At 45.1% G+C, this 17,708-nt stretch carries 16 protein-coding genes and 1 pseudogene; 3 read left to right on the forward strand and 14 right to left on the reverse strand.

The genetic code is table 11. The features are described 5' to 3' along the window. Positions 1-13 precede the first annotated feature (13 nt). From ACBP55_RS34160 to ACBP55_RS34200, 9 genes are all read right to left on the reverse strand, one after another. Positions 14-772: a sugar phosphate isomerase/epimerase family protein gene (locus ACBP55_RS34160; protein WP_464648104.1), complete on the reverse strand. Its 759-nt coding sequence runs from the start codon at positions 770-772 to the stop codon at positions 14-16. Continuing rightward, positions 769-1,710, reverse strand: coding sequence for an aldo/keto reductase (locus tag ACBP55_RS34165; protein ID WP_464648106.1), 942 nt, complete (start codon positions 1,708-1,710; stop codon positions 769-771). Before ACBP55_RS34165 ends, ACBP55_RS34160 begins: the two co-directional genes overlap by 4 nt. A gap of 126 nt (positions 1,711-1,836) precedes the next feature. Then, entirely contained in the window at positions 1,837-3,120 is a 1,284-nt protein-coding gene (locus ACBP55_RS34170) for a glycoside hydrolase family 125 protein (RefSeq protein ID WP_464648108.1), read from the reverse strand. Beyond that, complete coding sequence (locus ACBP55_RS34175; protein WP_464648110.1) at positions 3,120-4,490, reverse strand: family 4 glycosyl hydrolase; 1,371 nt, start codon at positions 4,488-4,490, stop codon at positions 3,120-3,122. The genes ACBP55_RS34170 and ACBP55_RS34175 overlap by 1 nt, the downstream gene beginning before the upstream one ends. Next, the gene (locus tag ACBP55_RS34180; RefSeq protein ID WP_268616371.1) at positions 4,490-5,443 is read right to left on the reverse strand and encodes a carbohydrate kinase family protein; all 954 of its coding nucleotides are present in this window, start codon (positions 5,441-5,443) and stop codon (positions 4,490-4,492) included. The genes ACBP55_RS34175 and ACBP55_RS34180 overlap by 1 nt, the downstream gene beginning before the upstream one ends. 40 nt (positions 5,444-5,483) lie before the next feature. Beyond that, positions 5,484-6,506: a LacI family DNA-binding transcriptional regulator gene (locus ACBP55_RS34185; protein WP_464648112.1), complete on the reverse strand. Its 1,023-nt coding sequence runs from the start codon at positions 6,504-6,506 to the stop codon at positions 5,484-5,486. A 48-nt stretch (positions 6,507-6,554) separates the two neighbouring features. Further along, positions 6,555-7,382 carry a carbohydrate ABC transporter permease gene (locus tag ACBP55_RS34190; protein WP_464648114.1) on the reverse strand — a complete coding sequence of 276 codons (828 nt, stop codon included), beginning with the start codon at positions 7,380-7,382 and terminating at the stop codon, positions 6,555-6,557. An 18-nt stretch (positions 7,383-7,400) separates the two neighbouring features. Further along, a complete protein-coding gene (locus ACBP55_RS34195; protein WP_051253895.1) occupies positions 7,401-8,285 on the reverse strand; it encodes a carbohydrate ABC transporter permease in 885 nt (294 codons plus the stop codon). A gap of 85 nt (positions 8,286-8,370) precedes the next feature. Then, positions 8,371-9,678, reverse strand: a complete 1,308-nt coding sequence (locus ACBP55_RS34200; protein WP_464648117.1) for an ABC transporter substrate-binding protein — start codon at positions 9,676-9,678, stop codon at positions 8,371-8,373. A 490-nt stretch (positions 9,679-10,168) separates the two neighbouring features. Here ACBP55_RS34200 and ACBP55_RS34205 point away from each other — a divergent pair, with 490 nt between their 5' ends. Next, on the forward strand, positions 10,169-10,507 hold the full coding sequence (locus ACBP55_RS34205) for a hypothetical protein (protein WP_464648119.1): 339 nt from the start codon (positions 10,169-10,171) through the stop codon (positions 10,505-10,507). 196 nt (positions 10,508-10,703) lie between these two features. Here ACBP55_RS34205 and ACBP55_RS34210 read toward each other — a convergent pair whose 3' ends face one another. Both ACBP55_RS34210 and ACBP55_RS34215 read right to left on the reverse strand, forming a co-directional pair. Beyond that, positions 10,704-11,378 (reverse strand): TVP38/TMEM64 family protein, encoded by a 675-nt coding sequence (locus tag ACBP55_RS34210; protein ID WP_464648121.1) that lies wholly within the window; start codon positions 11,376-11,378, stop codon positions 10,704-10,706. 130 nt (positions 11,379-11,508) lie between these two features. After that, entirely contained in the window at positions 11,509-12,360 is an 852-nt protein-coding gene (locus tag ACBP55_RS34215; RefSeq protein WP_464648123.1) for a sugar phosphate isomerase/epimerase family protein, read from the reverse strand. A gap of 188 nt (positions 12,361-12,548) precedes the next feature. On the opposite strand from ACBP55_RS34215, the gene ACBP55_RS34220 reads away from it, so the two are divergent. Both ACBP55_RS34220 and ACBP55_RS34225 read left to right on the forward strand, forming a co-directional pair. Further along, positions 12,549-12,905 carry an AraC family ligand binding domain-containing protein gene (locus tag ACBP55_RS34220; RefSeq protein ID WP_464648125.1) on the forward strand — a complete coding sequence of 119 codons (357 nt, stop codon included), beginning with the start codon at positions 12,549-12,551 and terminating at the stop codon, positions 12,903-12,905. A gap of 47 nt (positions 12,906-12,952) precedes the next feature. Then, entirely contained in the window at positions 12,953-13,399 is a 447-nt protein-coding gene (locus ACBP55_RS34225) for a helix-turn-helix domain-containing protein (protein ID WP_464648127.1), read from the forward strand. A 508-nt stretch (positions 13,400-13,907) separates the two neighbouring features. On the opposite strand, the gene ACBP55_RS34230 is transcribed toward ACBP55_RS34225, so the two are convergent. From ACBP55_RS34230 to thiC, 3 genes and pseudogenes are all read right to left on the reverse strand, one after another. Continuing rightward, on the reverse strand, positions 13,908-15,023 hold the full coding sequence (locus ACBP55_RS34230) for an aminopeptidase (RefSeq protein ID WP_173185706.1): 1,116 nt from the start codon (positions 15,021-15,023) through the stop codon (positions 13,908-13,910). 3 nt (positions 15,024-15,026) lie between these two features. Continuing rightward, positions 15,027-15,632, reverse strand: coding sequence for an ArsR/SmtB family transcription factor (locus tag ACBP55_RS34235; protein WP_029198371.1), 606 nt, complete (start codon positions 15,630-15,632; stop codon positions 15,027-15,029). Positions 15,633-15,911: 279 nt separating this feature from the next. Continuing rightward, positions 15,912-17,697, reverse strand: a pseudogene (gene thiC, locus ACBP55_RS34240) (phosphomethylpyrimidine synthase ThiC). Between the last annotated feature and the right edge of the window lie 11 nt (positions 17,698-17,708).

Consider the following 17,708-nt stretch of genomic DNA (forward strand, 5'->3'; position numbering starts at 1 on the left):
CCTCCTATCGATTTCAATGAATCAATTTCTTCTCTAGTTTAAGCAAATTGTCATAACTTAAAGCCAAACTATCCATCGGGTTTCCCGGGCAATAATCTTGCTCAACAGCGAACCATTCGACACCATTTTGCAATCCCCACTTCAGGATAGGTGCGAAATCAATTGATCCAGTTCCGATTTCAGCAAAATATTTTCTTTCGTCTGCAGTAATATCCTTCAAATGGAGAATAGCCATACGAAAAGCATAATTTTGGATGAAGGATAGCGGATCTTGATCCGCTTTTTTGACCCAGTAGGTGTCTATCTCCGCATAAATAGCCGGATCTTCAAGCAAATATGAAAGCGCAAATTTACCGTCGATTGTCGTATGAAATTCAAAATCGTGATTATGATAGCCTACGCGGTATCCCATACCACTGACTTTGGAAGCAGCTTGCAGTAGATCACGACGTACGCTAGCATATCCTTCTGGATTCTGCAGCCCGTCGGGGAGTGAATGGCAAATCAGATCCTTCGTATCGAAAAGGCGAGCCTCCTCCAATACGGCGTCCATATCGTTCTTCAATCGCTCCAAACCGACATGCATGCCAGCCGTTTGCAAGCCGATTTCATTCATGACCGCAGCAATATCCTTCGCAGGGTTTCCATGCAGCCCATCGATTTGGACGGCTGCCCATCCCATCTTTTTCAGCTCTCTCAGCACGCTTGGGAAATCTTGTTTCAATTCGTTTCTCAAGGTATATAATTGCGCAGCCAATTTATGTTTAATCATTCCGCAATCTCCTCCCTTTTCAAATCCAACCATTCAACCTCTTGTTCCGTTAAGGGCAAATTCATTGCTTGTATGGAGGAATCCAGCTCCTCGGGGTTTCGAGGCCCAATGATTGCACATGTCGGGAATGACTGATTAAGAACGTATGATAAGGCAATTTGAATCGGTGAAACCTTCTTTTCTTCTGCTAGCTTTGCGGCACGACGATATCGTTCCCAGTTGTTTTCGCTGTAGTACACGCGGACCATTTCCTCATCCGTACGATTGTCTGGTGTGAAATTGCCTGAGAAAAATCCACCAGCTTGGGCGGACCATGCCAATAATGGCAGCTGATTGACCGAATGCCAACCGCAGGTTTCCTCATCTGCCGAAACGCAGCCCTCCCAGCGAGGTTCGTTAGGCTTAGCAAGACTAAGATTCGGACTGCTGAACGAAAAGCCTACGAGTTTATGGGCAGCCGCGTACTCATTAGCTTCCTGGATTCGCTTATGCGACCAGTTAGACGCTCCAATAGCTCGGATTCGCTTAGCCTCAAGGTGGACATTCAGCTCTTCGATGATCGGTCCGACCGCCACGCTCGGATCATCCCGATGCAGCGCATATAGATCGACATATTCCGTTCCTAGTCTTTCCAGACTCTCAGTTAGATCCTTTCGTATTGCTTCCGGATTTACCCGCGGACCCGGGCTGCCGTCATCATGATGGGCACCTTTGGTTAGAATGACCACCTTTTCCCGATTCTTCTGCTCCGCAAGCCATTGGCCGAGGATCAGTTCTTTCCCCCGATATTGATGAGCGGTATCGAAGGCATTGCCGCCAGCGCGAATGTAAGCATCCAGCATCATCCGTTCTGGCTCTTCCAATTTCCTCAAATCTCCCGTTCCCATGAACAACCGGGAAATGGGTTTGTCTACGCCCTTGATATTCATATATCTCATCCTGAATCCTCCTCCAAACATTTGACCGATCAAGTAATGTGAGTACAGCTGCCGTTCTATTCATCCTCTTTAAACATCAGCATCAAGCGCAGCTCAATGAGACCGCGCCCTCCTTCGTCAGAGCATCTATGAATGAAAGTAACCCTTTATCATCAGACGGTGGATCAACTCGGCGAATAAGCTGTTGGCCCAAGCAAACCATGGGCGCGTATAATCGGTCGGGGAATTCGGATCGAATCCTTCATGCATGTACCCCGTATCCGCATCCGTTCGCAGCAGCATCGCTAGAAGCTCTCGTACTTCGGTTTCATCCTCCGAGGTAAGGGCCTGCATCGCCAGACTGATCGGCCAAATGTAGCCAGCCGGCGTATGCGGGCTTCCGATTCCCTTCGCATATTTCCCATCAAAGAAGTATGGATTATCACTGCTTAGCACAAATCTTCGCGTATTCTGATACACTGGATCCTCAAAGGTCGTATAACCCAAATAAGGAATCGACAGCAAACTAGGAACATTGGCGTCATCCATCAGGTTGTAATTGCCGAATCCGTCTGTTTCATACGCATAGATCTTTCCGTACTTTGGATGAAGATACGTGCCGTAGGTTTGAATGCCAAAGTCTATCTCTTCTCGAAGCTCCGCCGCAAGCTGTACGCACTCCTGATCGTCCCATACGATCTGGGCAATTTCCTCGATGTATCGGAGTACCACTACCGCAAACATATTGGCGGGAATCAAATAGCCGAATGTACAAGCATCGTCGCTTGGCCGAAATCCAGACCATGTCATCCCTGTATAATTGACGGGCATGCCCATCCGATTATTACGCAGCGTATCACTTGGCGGACAATCTACACGGGCGAACCGGTAAGGAGATTGTTCAGCATGTCTTTGTTCGGTTTTCCATAGCGAAATGATGGTGTGAACCGCTGTCCGGAAGGAATCATCGAACATATCCGTCCGTCCGGTCGCCTTCCAAAACAAGTAAGACAGTTGGATCGGGTAACAGAGCGAATCAATTTCGTATTTACGTTCCCAAATCCACGGATTCAGCTCGGTCAGATCCTGATCGTACCGGTTATCGTTCGCTTCCTCATTGAACGCATTCGCATAGGGGTCGATATGAATATAAGCGATTTGTCTGCGAATCAACCCCGCCACTATATCCTGCAGTTCTTCGTCTCCGGCCATGAGCGGTATATAATGCCTTACCTGCGCACTGGAATCCCTTAACCACATTGCCGGGATATCCCCAGTGAATACAAAGGCGGTGTTGTCGTTCATGATTTTGGTTGTCGTTTCAAGCGTATTCGGATAGCAGTTCTTGAACATCGCGAGCAGCTTCGGGTGCTCAGCAAGCATAATCTCCGCTTCTTCGAGCAAGGAAGTGACAGCATTAGGCAAGGTCATTATTTCCAATCCCCCAGAATATCCTTATAAGCTTCCAAATAATCATCGACAAGCAACTTAGCAATGGAATAGGAATTAACAAGCGGATGAACAGTGAGTGCCTGGATAGCCAAATCACGCGATTTGTGTTTGACTGCTTCAACGGTAAGCCGTTCAAACAGCTTCACATTTTTCATCAGCAGGCTCATTTCCTCCGGCACGGAACCGATCTGAACTGGCTTTGCCCCGTCTTTCGTGATGATGCAAGAAATTTCTACGACGTCATCGTCCGCGAAGCCTTCGATACTGCCTTCATTCGGTACCGATAGCACGATGTTGTTGGACGCACCCGTTTGCAGCGACTCCACGAAATCCAGCATGACACCCGCATAACCAAGTGAGTTAGGCAGTTCCAGCTTATCTGTAGGAAGAACGGGCTTAGACTCCGAGTTGGTTTCAATCGCCATGTAAGAAGCTTCCCTTTTTTGCGTGTAGTACAAATAGGTTTGAATGGCTTCATCCGGATTGCTTTCAATATCCATCTTGCGTAAGATATCGAGCATTTCCTTATTATTCTCAGCGATCATCTGGCCGCGCGTCATACCTGATTTGACAATATTAGCGAAGGCCTTTTCGCGGTGGTAGTAATAGTACAGATATTCATTCGGCAGAAAAGGAAGTGATTTCAGCAAATCGCTGTCGAACATTTTGAATTCATCTACACGACTTGTAAAATCTGGATCATTCTTAAGTTCCGACATGATGTCTTTGCCTTGGTAAATCACTTTGGTCATCCATGACAAATGATTAAGTCCGAAAAATTCAACTTCAAGCTCCTTCGGATCGATCTCTAGCTGCTCCGCCATTCTCAGCTTCGTATGGCTTGGCGAATCGCAGATTCCGATCACCCGATCGTAACCCGCATTTCGCAAGGCCTGCGTAACGAGTCCAGACGGGTTCGAGAAGTTAAAGATCCAGGCCTGAGGCGCAAGCTCTTTAGCAATCTCGCAATATTCCATCAGAACTGGAATCGTCCGAATCGCCATCGAGAAACCGGCTGGTCCAGTGGTTTCTTGACCGATCACGCCATGCTTTAGTGCGATCTGCTCATCTATATATCGTGACCATTCCTTACCAACACGTACCGTAGTTACAATGTAATCCGCACCCTTAATCGCTTCGCGGCTATCTGTCGTCGTCTCCAGCTGAAGGTTGATTCCGCTGCGATCGATGACGATCTGGCATAATTTCGAAATAACAGCAAGCTGCTCCTCATCCGTATCATGAAGTACAAGCTTAGTAATCCCAGCATCTTCTGCTTTTAACGTTAAGCTTTTTGTAAATAAAACGGCGCGAACCCCGCCGCCTCCGATTAAGGTCAGTTTCATCATTACGCCTCCATACGTTCTTTGATATGATCTCCGAATTGAAGGATAAAGGCATCAAGCCCATCCTTGTCCGGTGTGCCCGTGCTGCCGCCGTGAGCGCCGACAGATAGTGCTCCGCAAACATTTCCGTACTGCAAGCATGTCTCCACATTTTGACCCGTCAAATATCCATAAAGATAGCCAGCGTTAAATGAATCCCCTGCGCCAGTTGTATCTACAGGCTCGGCTGGAAATGCCGAATGGTACGTTATCCGGCCATCCTTCATGGCTACGGCCCCTTTTGGACCGAGTTTAACCACAATATGTTTAGAATAATTGGCCATAAAGCGTAAGCTTTCTTCTATGTGATCGAAGCCTGTGTAATGAAAAGCTTCCGTTTCGTTCATCAGAAACACATCAAAATAAGTCATTAAATCGAAAACACCTTTAAACCACTCGCCGGAATCATCCCAGCCTACATCGCAGGAAAGGGTCACACCCATCTCCTTAAGTAGTTTTGCCATCGCTATGAATTCTTCGTGGTTGCGTCTTCCTCTATAACCGGTCACGTGAACATGTTTCCCTTGAGCGATTTGTGACAAGTCCAAATCCTTTATTTGAAGCTCCATATTGGATCCTCCATAAGTGATAAAAGACCGATCCGTCTCGGGATTAATCGCGATTGTGATACCGGTATTACTCGTTTTACTCGTTCTAATCAAACTGGTATCGATACCATATTGGCCGAACTCGTCTCGAACATAATGGCCGTAGCCATCATCTCCCAGAACACCGTTAAAAGCTACATGAAGCCCAAGCTTAGCAAGCGAAATCGCGAACAAAGCTGCTCCCCCGCCAACATGCATCGTCATATTATTAACGAAAATCTCCTGCCCAGGCTGAGGAATTTGATTAAGTCCTGCCACAACGAGATCTATATTGGCGTCACCGATGACCACCGCATCAAATTTTTTCAATATACTCTCCCTCTCTCAATCCAGTTAACTATCTATGCTTTTACGCTTCTCTATCTCTATTAGGTCCACAGCTATTACGGACTACAAGCTTGTGTTTCAAAATAATATCTTCCTTGGGCGTTTCCGCATCCCCTGTTATCAATTCGAGCAGCGTTTCCACCGTAACTTTCCCCATATCCTGAATAGGCTGCTCCATCGAGGACAGCTGTGGACGAACCAACTCCGTCAACTGGCTTCCATCAAATCCTATGACCGAAATGTCTTCAGGAACCTGCAACTGATGATCATGAATACAATTCATTGCCCCGACAGCCATATCGTCACTCACCGCAAATATAGCTGTTGGATGGGTACCGCATGCTAGAATCTCTTTCATGAGATTGTATCCGCTTTGTATTTTATAATCGCCGAATCGAATGTATTCCTCTACGATTGGAATGCTGCGCTCGGATAGAGCACCGCGGTAACCGATGTAGCGATTTTGACCAGAGGTCACATCTCTCATGTCGCCGCCAATAAACCCAATTCGTTGATGTCCAAGCTCTATCAAATAATTGGTTGCATCGAAGGCTGCCGCATAATCGTCAATGATAACAGAAAGGAACGTTTGATCAGACGGTCTTACACTTGAGAAAATAATCGGAATGTCCAGCTTATTCAAAAATGCCCGGATTTCATCATTCAATTTCTCATGCATAATGATAATGCCGTCTACACGCATTTCATGAAATACATTCAAATATTTGAATTCCTTATCGATATCCTCAATAATGTTGCACACCAGAAGATTATACTCATTCAGACTTGCTGTTTCTTCAATACTGCTTAGAATCGTGGAGTAAAAGCTTGACGTGAGGTCTGGGACAATGACACCGATAAGGTTCGTCTTTTTCCGTACCAGACTCCTTGCGATATGACTAGGCGCGTAACCGAGCTCGTCAATAGCTCTTTTCACCCTAGCTTTTAGATCGTCCTTTACATACTTCTCTCCATTAAGCACCCGCGAAACCGTAGTCACGGAAACGCCTGCTTGTTTGGCGACATCCTTAATCTTCGGAGCCAACCTTGTCACCCTGCCTTCTGAAAAACTAATTCTCTTCCAACGTATCTCTTAGCTTTTAACTGCACCTTCTGTAATCCCAGCGATGAATTGTCTGCTCACAATGAGGAAGAAGACAATCAATGGAAGAGTAGCCATTAACGCCCCTGTCATGACCATCGAATAGTCTGCTGTATGAGCCGATTTTAACTGCTGTAAGGCCAACATTAATGTGAATTTGGAGGTATCCGTCAATACGATCAAAGGCCACAAGTAATCTTCCCATACGCCCATAAACGTCGTGATCGCAAGAAAGGCAAGTGCAGGTCTCAAAATCGGTAAAGCTACGTGCCAATACAGTCCAAATTTATTACAGCCATCGATTCTCGCGGCCTCTAGCAAATCATCATGAATCGCCAGCGCATATTGCCTGATCCAAAAAATTCCGAATGCACTTGCCATGCCTGGGATAATCAAGGCCTTATAGCTTCCCAGCCAACCGAACTCCTTAATGATGATAAATTGCGGAACTAGCAGCATTTGCGCAGGAATCATCATCGTGGCCATCATGGCAAAAAAGAGCAATTTAGAACCCGGAAACTTAAATTTTGCAAAGGCAAATCCAGTTAATGAATTGAAAAACAGCTGAAGCGTGCAGCTAATCAATGCAATGAAAACCGTATTTAAGAAGGCTCGAATAAAATTGCTTTTCTCCAATACATGATGAAAGTTATTCATAAAATTAGTTCCGAATGTTAACTTCGGAGGAAAAGCAAACATTGCACTTGTCTCATTCGTGGACATGACGATAAGCCAGTAGAACGGGAATATAGAGATCGCGACACCGATCATCAAAACGCTATTTACGATTATTTTTTTTGTCAACACTTCAACAGTCATCTCGTATTCTCCTTTTTATCAATCATCCGATCTGTTGAAAAATTTCCAATTGAGGACGGATAATAAGCCGATGATGATGAATAACACCCAGGATACCGCAGCTGCGTACCCATAATTCTGATAATTAAAACCTTCCCGGAACATATAGAGTACGATCGTATCGGTGCCCGGGTATGGCGGTTGATTTCCAGCTAATACTTGAGGTTCCGTGAAAATTTGAAACCCGCCGATTGTCGACATCATCACGGAGAACAAGATGATGGGTCTGAGCATTGGTATCGTAATTTTGGTGAAAGTTTGAAATAAGGTAGCGCCGTCCAGCTCAGCTGCTTCGTATAGATCTTTTGGAATCCTTTGCAAGCCTGATAAATAGATGACGGCGTTATACCCCATATATCTCCAAGAAATCATGGCTGCAATAACAACTCTTGCTCCAAATTCAGAATTTAACCATGCTATCTTATGAAGACCGATTTTTTCCATCAAATAGTTAATTAGCCCGTACTCGTTGCCGAACAAGGACTGAAAGATAATGACGACAGCCACCATGGCCGTTACATTCGGAAGAAAATAGGCAATTCTGTAAAAACCCTTGAATCTTACGATAGATAAATTGATGATATAGGCGACAACTAATGCGCACAGAAGCTGCGGGGCGTTGCCCAATATCCAAAGCGCGATATTGTTGACTAACACCTTCCAAAAAGTCGGATCATGGAGCATATAATCAAAATTCTTGAATCCAACATATTTCATTTCCCCAATCCCATCCCATTTATGTACAGCTAAGTACATGGAGAATAAAATGGGAAATACAGAAAAGATCAGAAACAAAATATAAAATGGAGAAATAAATAGATACAGTGTTCTGCTCTTATAAATTTCTTTAAAAAGACCTCCCATGCTATTCCTCCGCTAATTGGATGAGGTGCGAAGATTAGCTCCTCACCTCATCCATTATTTCATTCATATTTCTGCCGTTATCGGCTTAACGTGAAAGCTGCCTTTTGATTTTATCCTGCGCGTCTTTCCAAGCCTTTTCTGGGTCTTTCTTCTGTGTGTCAATTAAGCCAATTTCGTCGGTTAAAGAAGTACCGACCATATCGTCTCTTGGATCGACAGGCGCGATTTTTACATCTTTTGCCGCGTCAGCGAATATCGGACTTAGATCTTGGTTTCCGAAGAAATCATTTTTATTGACCATTTCAGGTTTCGTATAAACTTCCGGTGTAGATGGATAGTTACCGAATTCCTTATAGCCAGCAACCAGATTCTCAGGGTTTGTAAGGAATTTAATCACTTCAAAAGCTTCTTTCGGATTTTTCGTTGATTTCAACAATCCGAAGAATGATCCTCCTTGATTACCCACACCACCAGGCGGGTAGGCAATCTGCCATTTCCCTTTCGTGTCAGGAGCTGCACCAATCAAATCACCAACAGCCCAAGACGCCCCGATGAAAGAAGAAACTTTGCTGTTATTCATTGCCGCATTTTTCTCAGCATCACTAACATTTGCGTACGTCAAGCCTGATTGGTAGGCTTTCACAGCCATATCCCAAGCACCTTTGATATGTGCCTGATCACCTATATATTTCCCATCTTCCGTAAAATAGCCTTGGCTATTCTGGCCTATGATGTTTCTGAAAACGTCGACAATGGATAGTAATTGCGATCCTGTTGCGTCTTTCACTTTCTGCTGAAGATTGAAATAATCGCCCCACGTCTTCACTTGGCTCTTAATAGCTTCCGGCGTGCTCGGCACTCCCGCTTTCTCAAACAAATCTTTGCGGTAGTACATAACAAGAGGAGCGACATCGATCGGCAATCCGATCAAATATTTATTGTCTGTTGACGCGGCCATTTTCCATTTCCAGTCCAAATACTGAGGTTGAATGTCCTTAGCGCCTTGATCGTATAGATTGACGAATTTTTCTTTGTAAGGCAGCATGGAAGAAATCCAGCTATCCATCGCGACGATGTCCGGCCCGCTTCCTCCGCCTGAGATTGTCGTTTTTAATTTGGTAGCATAATCACCACCGGAAGGAAGTTTCTGTGCTTGCAAATCAATATTCGGAAATTTCTTCTTCGCTGCTTCAATGGTTGAATCGGATATCGCGCCATTCCAATACCACATCGTTAACGAAATCTTCTGATTAGAAGCGCTTTCATTTTGATTAGAACTGGTCGTCGTTGGTTTTTGCGTCGAAGTACTCGTATTAGTCTGGTTACCACAGGCAGAAACGACAAGAATTAAACTAAGAGCTAGTGGCACACTGTGCAATGCTTTAAATTTCATAGTCTTGTTCCTCCGATTAAGCGAAATTTGATCATCATATTAGGCATTTGTAATTCAAAACTCATTTCAGCTTTCCCCAACCACATACGACGCCCTCTTAGTTTCACGGTACTCATGGCGCTTGCACCACCCTATTTTCATTCATTAGCATAAACATTTCGTCTAAGAATTATTTCTGGTATCGATACCAGAATGATGGGCAAAACGTTCGCAGGGGCTAACCACCTTCCTGTGTAAGATTACAACTTTCTGGTATCGATACCAGAAAGTGCGTTAAATATCCAAAGTTGTTGCATATGAATACATGAAGCGTTTTCTGGTATCGATACCAGAAGTTTTACTGTGCTTCTGGTTCATAGTATAAATCGATTATCTTCTTTTGACAATGGCATAAATTTACAAAGGCTTAAAATTTCCACCCTATGAATCTCATCGTTAATAAAGTATTGTATTATACAAATATTAAAGTGAGCGAGGTGACACTACTTATATGAAATTAGAGGTAAAAACGATACAACTATCGGACATTGTTCCGCAGATATATCGTGCCGATTATTTTCCGTTTCGTCCAAATGAGCGAATTGGTCCGCGGAAATCGTTTGTCCATTCGTTTGTATACATTTATGAAGGCAAAGGTTCAATAACCATTGGAACAACCGTCTATTCCTGTGCCAGAGAAGAGCTATTTTACATTCCTGACGCCTTTCTTGAGGCGAGAGTGTTTGAACGAAAGTTTGCTACGCCTAAGTTATATACTCATTCGTGTAAAGTTGTATTTTGTACAACTTTATGCAAGCAATTCCGCGTTTTTCACGCGATTATTGCATAAAATACAACATTTTCAGCCAAAAGTAGCTCTACAGCCTCTAAAAAGGGAAAATTGTTGTACAGCATACAACATTCTTAGCAATGTGAAGAAGAAATCAAGGAAATTGTTGTACGATGTACAACAACTTGCCTCTCTAAGGCTAACCATTTCTAAATAGGGTTTTCTCCTTCCACCAATTCCCCCCCCTACTAATCTTCTATGTACGCTTTTCCCGGTCGCGAGTCTTTAGAGCCTGTGTCTTTTTCAGCAGCAGCGGTATTAACGCAAAAGCGATGTACATTCCCACTGCGGCATAGAACTTGCCCGATCCAATATCCTGCAGTGATGCGCCAAAAACATTATAAACAACGGCACCCGGAATTATTCCAATCAGCGTTCCCCACGTATAGTCCCAGAAACGAATTTTAGACAGTCCTGCCCCATAACTTACGCCATCGAAAGGAAAGAAAGGCATTAAGCGCATATATAGAACGACCATAAAACCTTTTTCTTCGGCCTTCTGGTCGAAAGACTGAAGCTTCTTGTTTCGCAAAATCCGCTGAAAGCTGTTTCGACCCCATTTACGCGTAATATAAAAAGAAAGCATCGCACCGGCGCCAGCCCCAATAATATCGTAGATAGTCCCCCAAAAAGCACCGAACACATAGCCTCCATATAGGGTCAACGGTGTCGCCGGAAATAATACCAATGGACGGAGTGTATAAACAATAATGTACAGCAGCCCGCCAAGTGGACCTAATTCACGCAACCAATCGGTCATCCAATCCAGATCCAAACGCTCCCATACTCCGGTCCATTTCAAAACGAGCAGACCCGCGACAGCGATTATAAACCATAACAACAGTAACCAGAGCGGCTTCGAGTGCGCCATGACTCCCCTCCTTCGCCCAGCATTCTTGAGTTTTATCTTACACAAAGCAAGGACTGCATATCAACCATTGGCATGCAAAAAAAGCCCCACCCGCTGAAGACGAGTGAGACTCCTAAGACCTTACAATCATTTATGCCAACCATTGCTTCACTTTCGAAGCAAAGTTATTCAACATCTCCTGCGAGCCATATTGACCGCTGAAATCTTCAATGCCGAGGTAACCATCATAGCCAACCGCTTTTAAGTCATTCAGCAGTTGCTTCCAATTGACGATCCCTTCGCTTAGTGGTGACCACTCGCTTTTCCAGAGCTTGATGCCATCTTGCTCTTCGCCAGTTGGCAACCATCTTGCATTTTTCACATGAACATGCGCTAGATAAGGTCCAAGAAGCTCAAGACCCATGCGGTAATTCTCGTATCCTTCATGCACCATGTTGCCCGCATCATGCAGAACCCCAATGTATTTCGGATTGAAATTGGAAACCAGTCGATGTGCCAAGCCAGCACTTGGCGTGATCGTATTATGGTGGATTTCAGCTAAAGCTTTAACGCCATACTGCTGAGCAAATTCCTGCACGTGATGTAAATAGTCCACAGCCGCTGCATACAAGTCATTATAATTTTTGCTCTTGTCATAGCCAGGAACACCAACACGAATGAAGGAAGTTCCTATTTTCTGAGCAGTTTTGAAAACATGTTCGGTCTCTGCAACATTACAAGTGTTTAAGTAAGGCGTGATACTCAAGTTCACCAAGTTATTGTTAACAGCAGCAAGTCGGAAACGTTCTAGTTCTTCATCCGAACCATTCGGATCAATGGAGCAAAGATTATTCCTCCAGAAAGATGGCTTCTCGTTTACCGCGTCAGCAGGAATATCTTTAAAACGCCATTCAATACCTTCAATCCCGGCAGCAACGGCCGCCTTGGCTAGTTCTTCTGGTGTCAGATCAGGTGTCGCTACAGTAAATACGGATAATTTCATTTGAATATGCCTCCTAATTTCATTTGGGGCCCCGCAAAGTATACGGAATATGCTTCAGAGCTTGGCGTCACTTTGTGGTTGATTGTTTATCTATTCTTTATTTTGCAGTATAATAAAAACGTATTCATTGCATTAATTGGGCAAAAGTTTGCTAATATTGACTCCAGCTAAATAGAGGAGAACCTCACATGCAGGAACTTTACCATAATCTACATCGCATGATTAATTTCAGACATGCCGTGACTCATGATCCGCTTCCATTGGATTTCCACCAACACCAGGACCACTATGAAATTTATTTTTTCCTTACTGGAGACGTTCATTACTTCATCGAAAAACAGGTCTACCCCCTGCAGTACGGGGATCTGCTGATCATGCACAGTAATGAATTGCATCGCCCTAATTTTCAATCCAAAAAACAGCGATATGAGAACGTCGTAATCCATTTCAATCCCACGCTGGTGAAGTCGTTTAGTTCTCCGCAGTTTAACTTGCTTGACTGCTTCAATAACCGTGTATTCGGCGAGCAAAACCGGATGCGGTGACTCCACAGCAGATTGATGACATTATGAAGCTTTATGAGCGTATGGAAATGTATAATCGACCTCAAGCGCTCCCAGGATCGGAAATCCTGCTTGTTTCAGCCTTTATCGAGCTGCTCGTGTTTATCAATCGAGTTTTTCAAAATCAAGGCAAACAAGAGGAACAGATCATGATTCCCGACAAGCTCTCCTCTCTATTCACCTACATTGACGAAAATTTAGATCAAGATCTGTCGCTCGAGGTACTGGAACACGTCGTGTTCATGAATCGTTCCTACTTATGCAGACTGTTCAAAAAACACACAGGCAGCACTATCCATGAGCACATTTTGTTCAAGCGCATCGCCAAAGCGAAACAACTGCTGCGCGAGGGCTCAACAGTCACAGATACGTGCCAGCTAGCAGGCTTCAACGACTACTCCAACTTTATTCGAACGTTTAAGAAGGCTGTTGGCCTTCCTCCTCGGCAGTACCAGGCCCAGCAGAGGCGGGTTTGATCGCGAAACTGCGAGTTGAAAAAGGTCACCAAACAGAAAAAGGTCGCCCAAGTCTTCGTGACTTTGGACAACCTTTTTTTGTTGGCACTATGGAGTAGTGATCAGACTCGATGATATCCGGAGACTAGGAGCGCGCTAATGCCCAATAACTGCATAAAGTACATCAAATAGGCGATGAATCACGCTATAAGAGTTGACTTGCTGTAGAAAGTGCATCTATTTTTCCGATTTTGAGTAAATGACACACAGATCGCGGAATTTAGCTGCACTTTTTGCAGTTAATCATGCATAGAAGCGCGTTAGAGCCAACTTTGATGCACAAAATACATCTAACTGGCTCGAGGAGATATCGAGTAAATTAGTAGCCATAGTGTGGGGCATCTTAACACTTGAAAGCTAGCTACCTGACTACCAAGCAGTCTCAAGACCTCGAAAACCAGCTACCTCTTACCGAGCAATCTCAAAACCTCCGAAAACCAGCTACCTCACTACCGAACCCTCGTCTGTTCTACTTCAAGTTCTCAGGATTCAGCTGCAGAAGTTCAGGCAGTACGAAAATACCGTCCTTACGAATGAGCACATCGTCAAACCAAATTTCGCCCCCGCCGTATTCCGGACGTTGGATATTCACAATATCCCAGTGCAAAGAGGATTTGTTGCCGTTATAAGCATCATCGTAGCAATTTCCTGGCGTGAAGTGGAAACTGCCGTCGATTTTCTCATCGAAAAGCGTGTCTTTCATCGGCTCTTGAATGTAAGGATTCACACCAATCGCGAATTCCCCTACATAACGTGCGCCTTCATCCATATCGAAAATTTCATTAATTCGGTCCGTATCGTTAGCTGTCGCTTTGATGATTTTACCATTTTCAAATTCAAGTACGATATTCTCAAAAATGAAACCATCATGAGGCGTTGGCGTATTGTAGGAAATGATCCCATTCACCGACTCACGAACAGGAGCAGAGTAAACCTCGCCATCCGGGATGTTGAGCTCACCATCGCATTTAACGCCGCCGATTCCTTTAATCGAGAACGTCAAATCCGTGCCTGGACCAACTAGGCGCACTTTATCTGTGCGATCCATTAGCTCTTTCAAAGCATCCATGGCTTTGGACATTTTGCCATAATCCATCGTGCATACGTTGAAGTAGAACTCCTCGAACTCATCCGTACTCATGCTGGCAAGCTGCGCCATGGAAGACGTTGGGTAACGCAGAACGACCCATCTCGTATCTTTAATCCGGACATCGAAATGAACTTGTTGATAATAAATCGAATTGTACAGCTTCATCCGGTCTGCCGGAATATCCGACAGTTCATAAATATTGGCTCCGCCGCGCACACCTATGTAGCCTTGCATTTGTTTCATTTGGAAAGCATCGGCATCTGCCCATGTTTGCATTTGAGCTTCTGTACCGTTCATGATGAGTTGACGCATAATTACGTGATCTCTAACATTGACGAAAGGGTGCGCGCCAGCTGCGTGAACCTTTTTCACGATCTCTTTCACAAGAGCTGAATCAATGCCATACGCTTCTATCAAAATATTTTCGCCGGGCTTCGCCTTAACCGAATAATTTACAAGCACATCTGCGAGCTTCGTTAGTCTTGGATCTAGCATCCTTTATCTCTCCTCTTCTTCTACAACAGGGTCAAAAGACGGCTCATTCGTTTGAAAGCCGACCGTAGTCAAATAAAACCACTCCCCATTTTCTTCCTGCGACGCATCGAGCTCAAAAATAAGAGCACGAAACTTTCTCAGCCATTCTGCATATTTCTCTTTGCTCATTTTGACTTCGACCTGGGTCATGATAATCGGCCATTGGGTACGATCAGAAGAAGGAATTTGAAACGCCTCTTCAGGGGCATTAATCGCTCTGCGTCTGGCACGTCCAAGTACGCTAAGCGTCCTCTCGCGATAGTAATTCTCTACCTCTGAGACGTAAGGCAGCAGTTTTTCACTAGGGACGAAGCCGCGGGCTATTGCACGATAAAACTTTTGCAAAATACCATTCTTGAGTTCCGTACGAACGACCGAAATTAAACCATGCTTCTCAAGTTCATTCAAATGATAATGCACTTTCGCACGTGCCATTCCCAGCATTTTAGCTATTTGCTGACCGGTGTAAGCTTTCTCTATTAAGTAAAGTAACACCTTAGCACGTAGTGGATCGCTTATCGTTTTCAATTGCTCAAGTTCTTCAATAATATAAACTGGTTGCAGCTTCATCTGGACTCGACCTCCCTCTATTGTACCAATCTGGCCCTTAAACATGCGCTCATGGTCAACTCTTAATCTCTTAATGAGATTAATTAAACGACGGTCAAATCTTTTTAACCGTATCATAATGCGAAAAGGATTTCATGTCAATTGCAGTCTCAGCAAGCATGAATGCCCTCTTTATTGACCGTTTCAACGCTTTAAAGGATTAACGAAGCTAAGCTTTTCTCTATGGTAGCAAAAAGGGACGTTTCTGTCACCAATTAATGGTGAAAACGCCCCTCAATTTTATCGATAAATTTGGCTTCCTGCTTCACGGAATTCTTTGGACTTCTCTTCCATGCCGCTGTTTCGCGCAGACTCTTCGTCCAGCCCTTGTGCGTGTGCGTACTGCCGTATATCCTGCGTAATGCGCATACTGCAGAATTTCGGTCCACACATGGAGCAGAAGTGCGCCGTTTTCGCGCCTTCGGCAGGCAGCGTCTCATCGTGGTACTCGATGGCACGTTCTGGATCGAGCGAGAGATTGAACTGATCTCGCCAGCGGAACTCGAAGCGCGCCTTAGACAGCGCGTTATCGCGAATTTGCGCTCCTGGATGGCCCTTAGCCAGATCGGCAGCGTGCGCAGCGATTTTGTACGTGATGACCCCAACGCGTACATCCTCTTTATTCGGCAGGCCGAGATGCTCCTTCGGCGTCACATAGCACAGCATCGCTGTGCCGAACCAGCCGATCATCGCTGCTCCAATAGCAGAAGTGATATGGTCGTAGCCTGGCGCAATGTCGGTCGTCAGCGGTCCTAGCGTGTAGAATGGCGCTTCTTGGCAAACTTCCAGCTGACGGTCCATATTTTCTTTGACCAGATGCATCGGCACATGCCCTGGTCCTTCAACCATCACTTGGACGTCGTGCTTCCAAGCGATCTGGGTCAGCTTCGCCGAGTGTTTCCAATTCGGCGAATTGGGCTTCATCGTTCGCGTCCGCGATCGAACCAGGGCGCAGTCCGTCACCAAGGGAGAAGGCGACGTCGTAAGCTTTCATAATTTCGCAAATATCTTCGAAATGCGTATAGAGAAAGTTCTCTTGGTGATGAGCTAAGCACCATGCAGCCATGATGGATCCACCACGGGAGACGATACCCGTTACGCGCTGAGCTGTCATAGGGATGTAACGAAGAAGTACGCCCGCATGGATCGTAAAGTAGCTAACCCCCTGTTCTGCTTGCTCAATCAGCGTGTCACGGTAAACTTCCCAAGTGAGGTCCTCAGCTTTGCCGTTCACTTTTTCTAGTGCTTGATACAGCGGCACCGTTCCAACAGGAACCGGCGAGTTGCGGATGATCCATTCGCGTGTTGTATGTATGTTTTTGCCCGTCGATAAATCCATAATCGTGTCAGCGCCCCAACGGGTTGCCCACGTCATCTTCTCGACCTCTTCCTCAATGGAAGAAGCGACAGCGGAATTTCCGATATTGGCATTAATTTTCACAAGGAAGTTGCGTCCGATGATCATCGGCTCGCTTTCGGGATGATTAATATTGGAAGGAATGATGGCACGACCGATAGCGACCTCTTTACGAACAAATTCAGCATCGAGATTCTCTCGAATCGCAATGTATTCCATTTCCGGTGTCACGATGCCCCGGCGTGCATAATGCATCTGAGTCACGTTACAACCTTGCTTAGCTCGGAGCGGTCTACGGTGTAAGCCTGGGAAAATTTCTGCGGCCCCTCTCGCATCAGGAGATGCAAGCCCATTATCTTCTGGCTTCACTTCACGTCCAACATAGGATTCAACGTCACCACGCTCTTCAATCCATGTTAAGCGATTAGCGGGAAGACCTTGACGGATATCCGTTTTCAGTTCTGTATCCGTATAAACACCACTTGTATCATAGACCTGCACAGGCTCATTAGCTACTTCCTCTCCGTGAATATTCGTGGAGGTTCCCAAAGAAATTTCCCTCATTGGCACTTGAATATCTGGTCTTGAGCCTTGTACATATACCTTTTTACTACCTGGAAACGTGGAAATTTGGACGTCTTTCACGGAACTACTATTCGTCGTTGTCATAAGAATTCCTC

The sequence above is a fragment of the Paenibacillus sp. WG02 genome, from assembly GCF_055396115.1.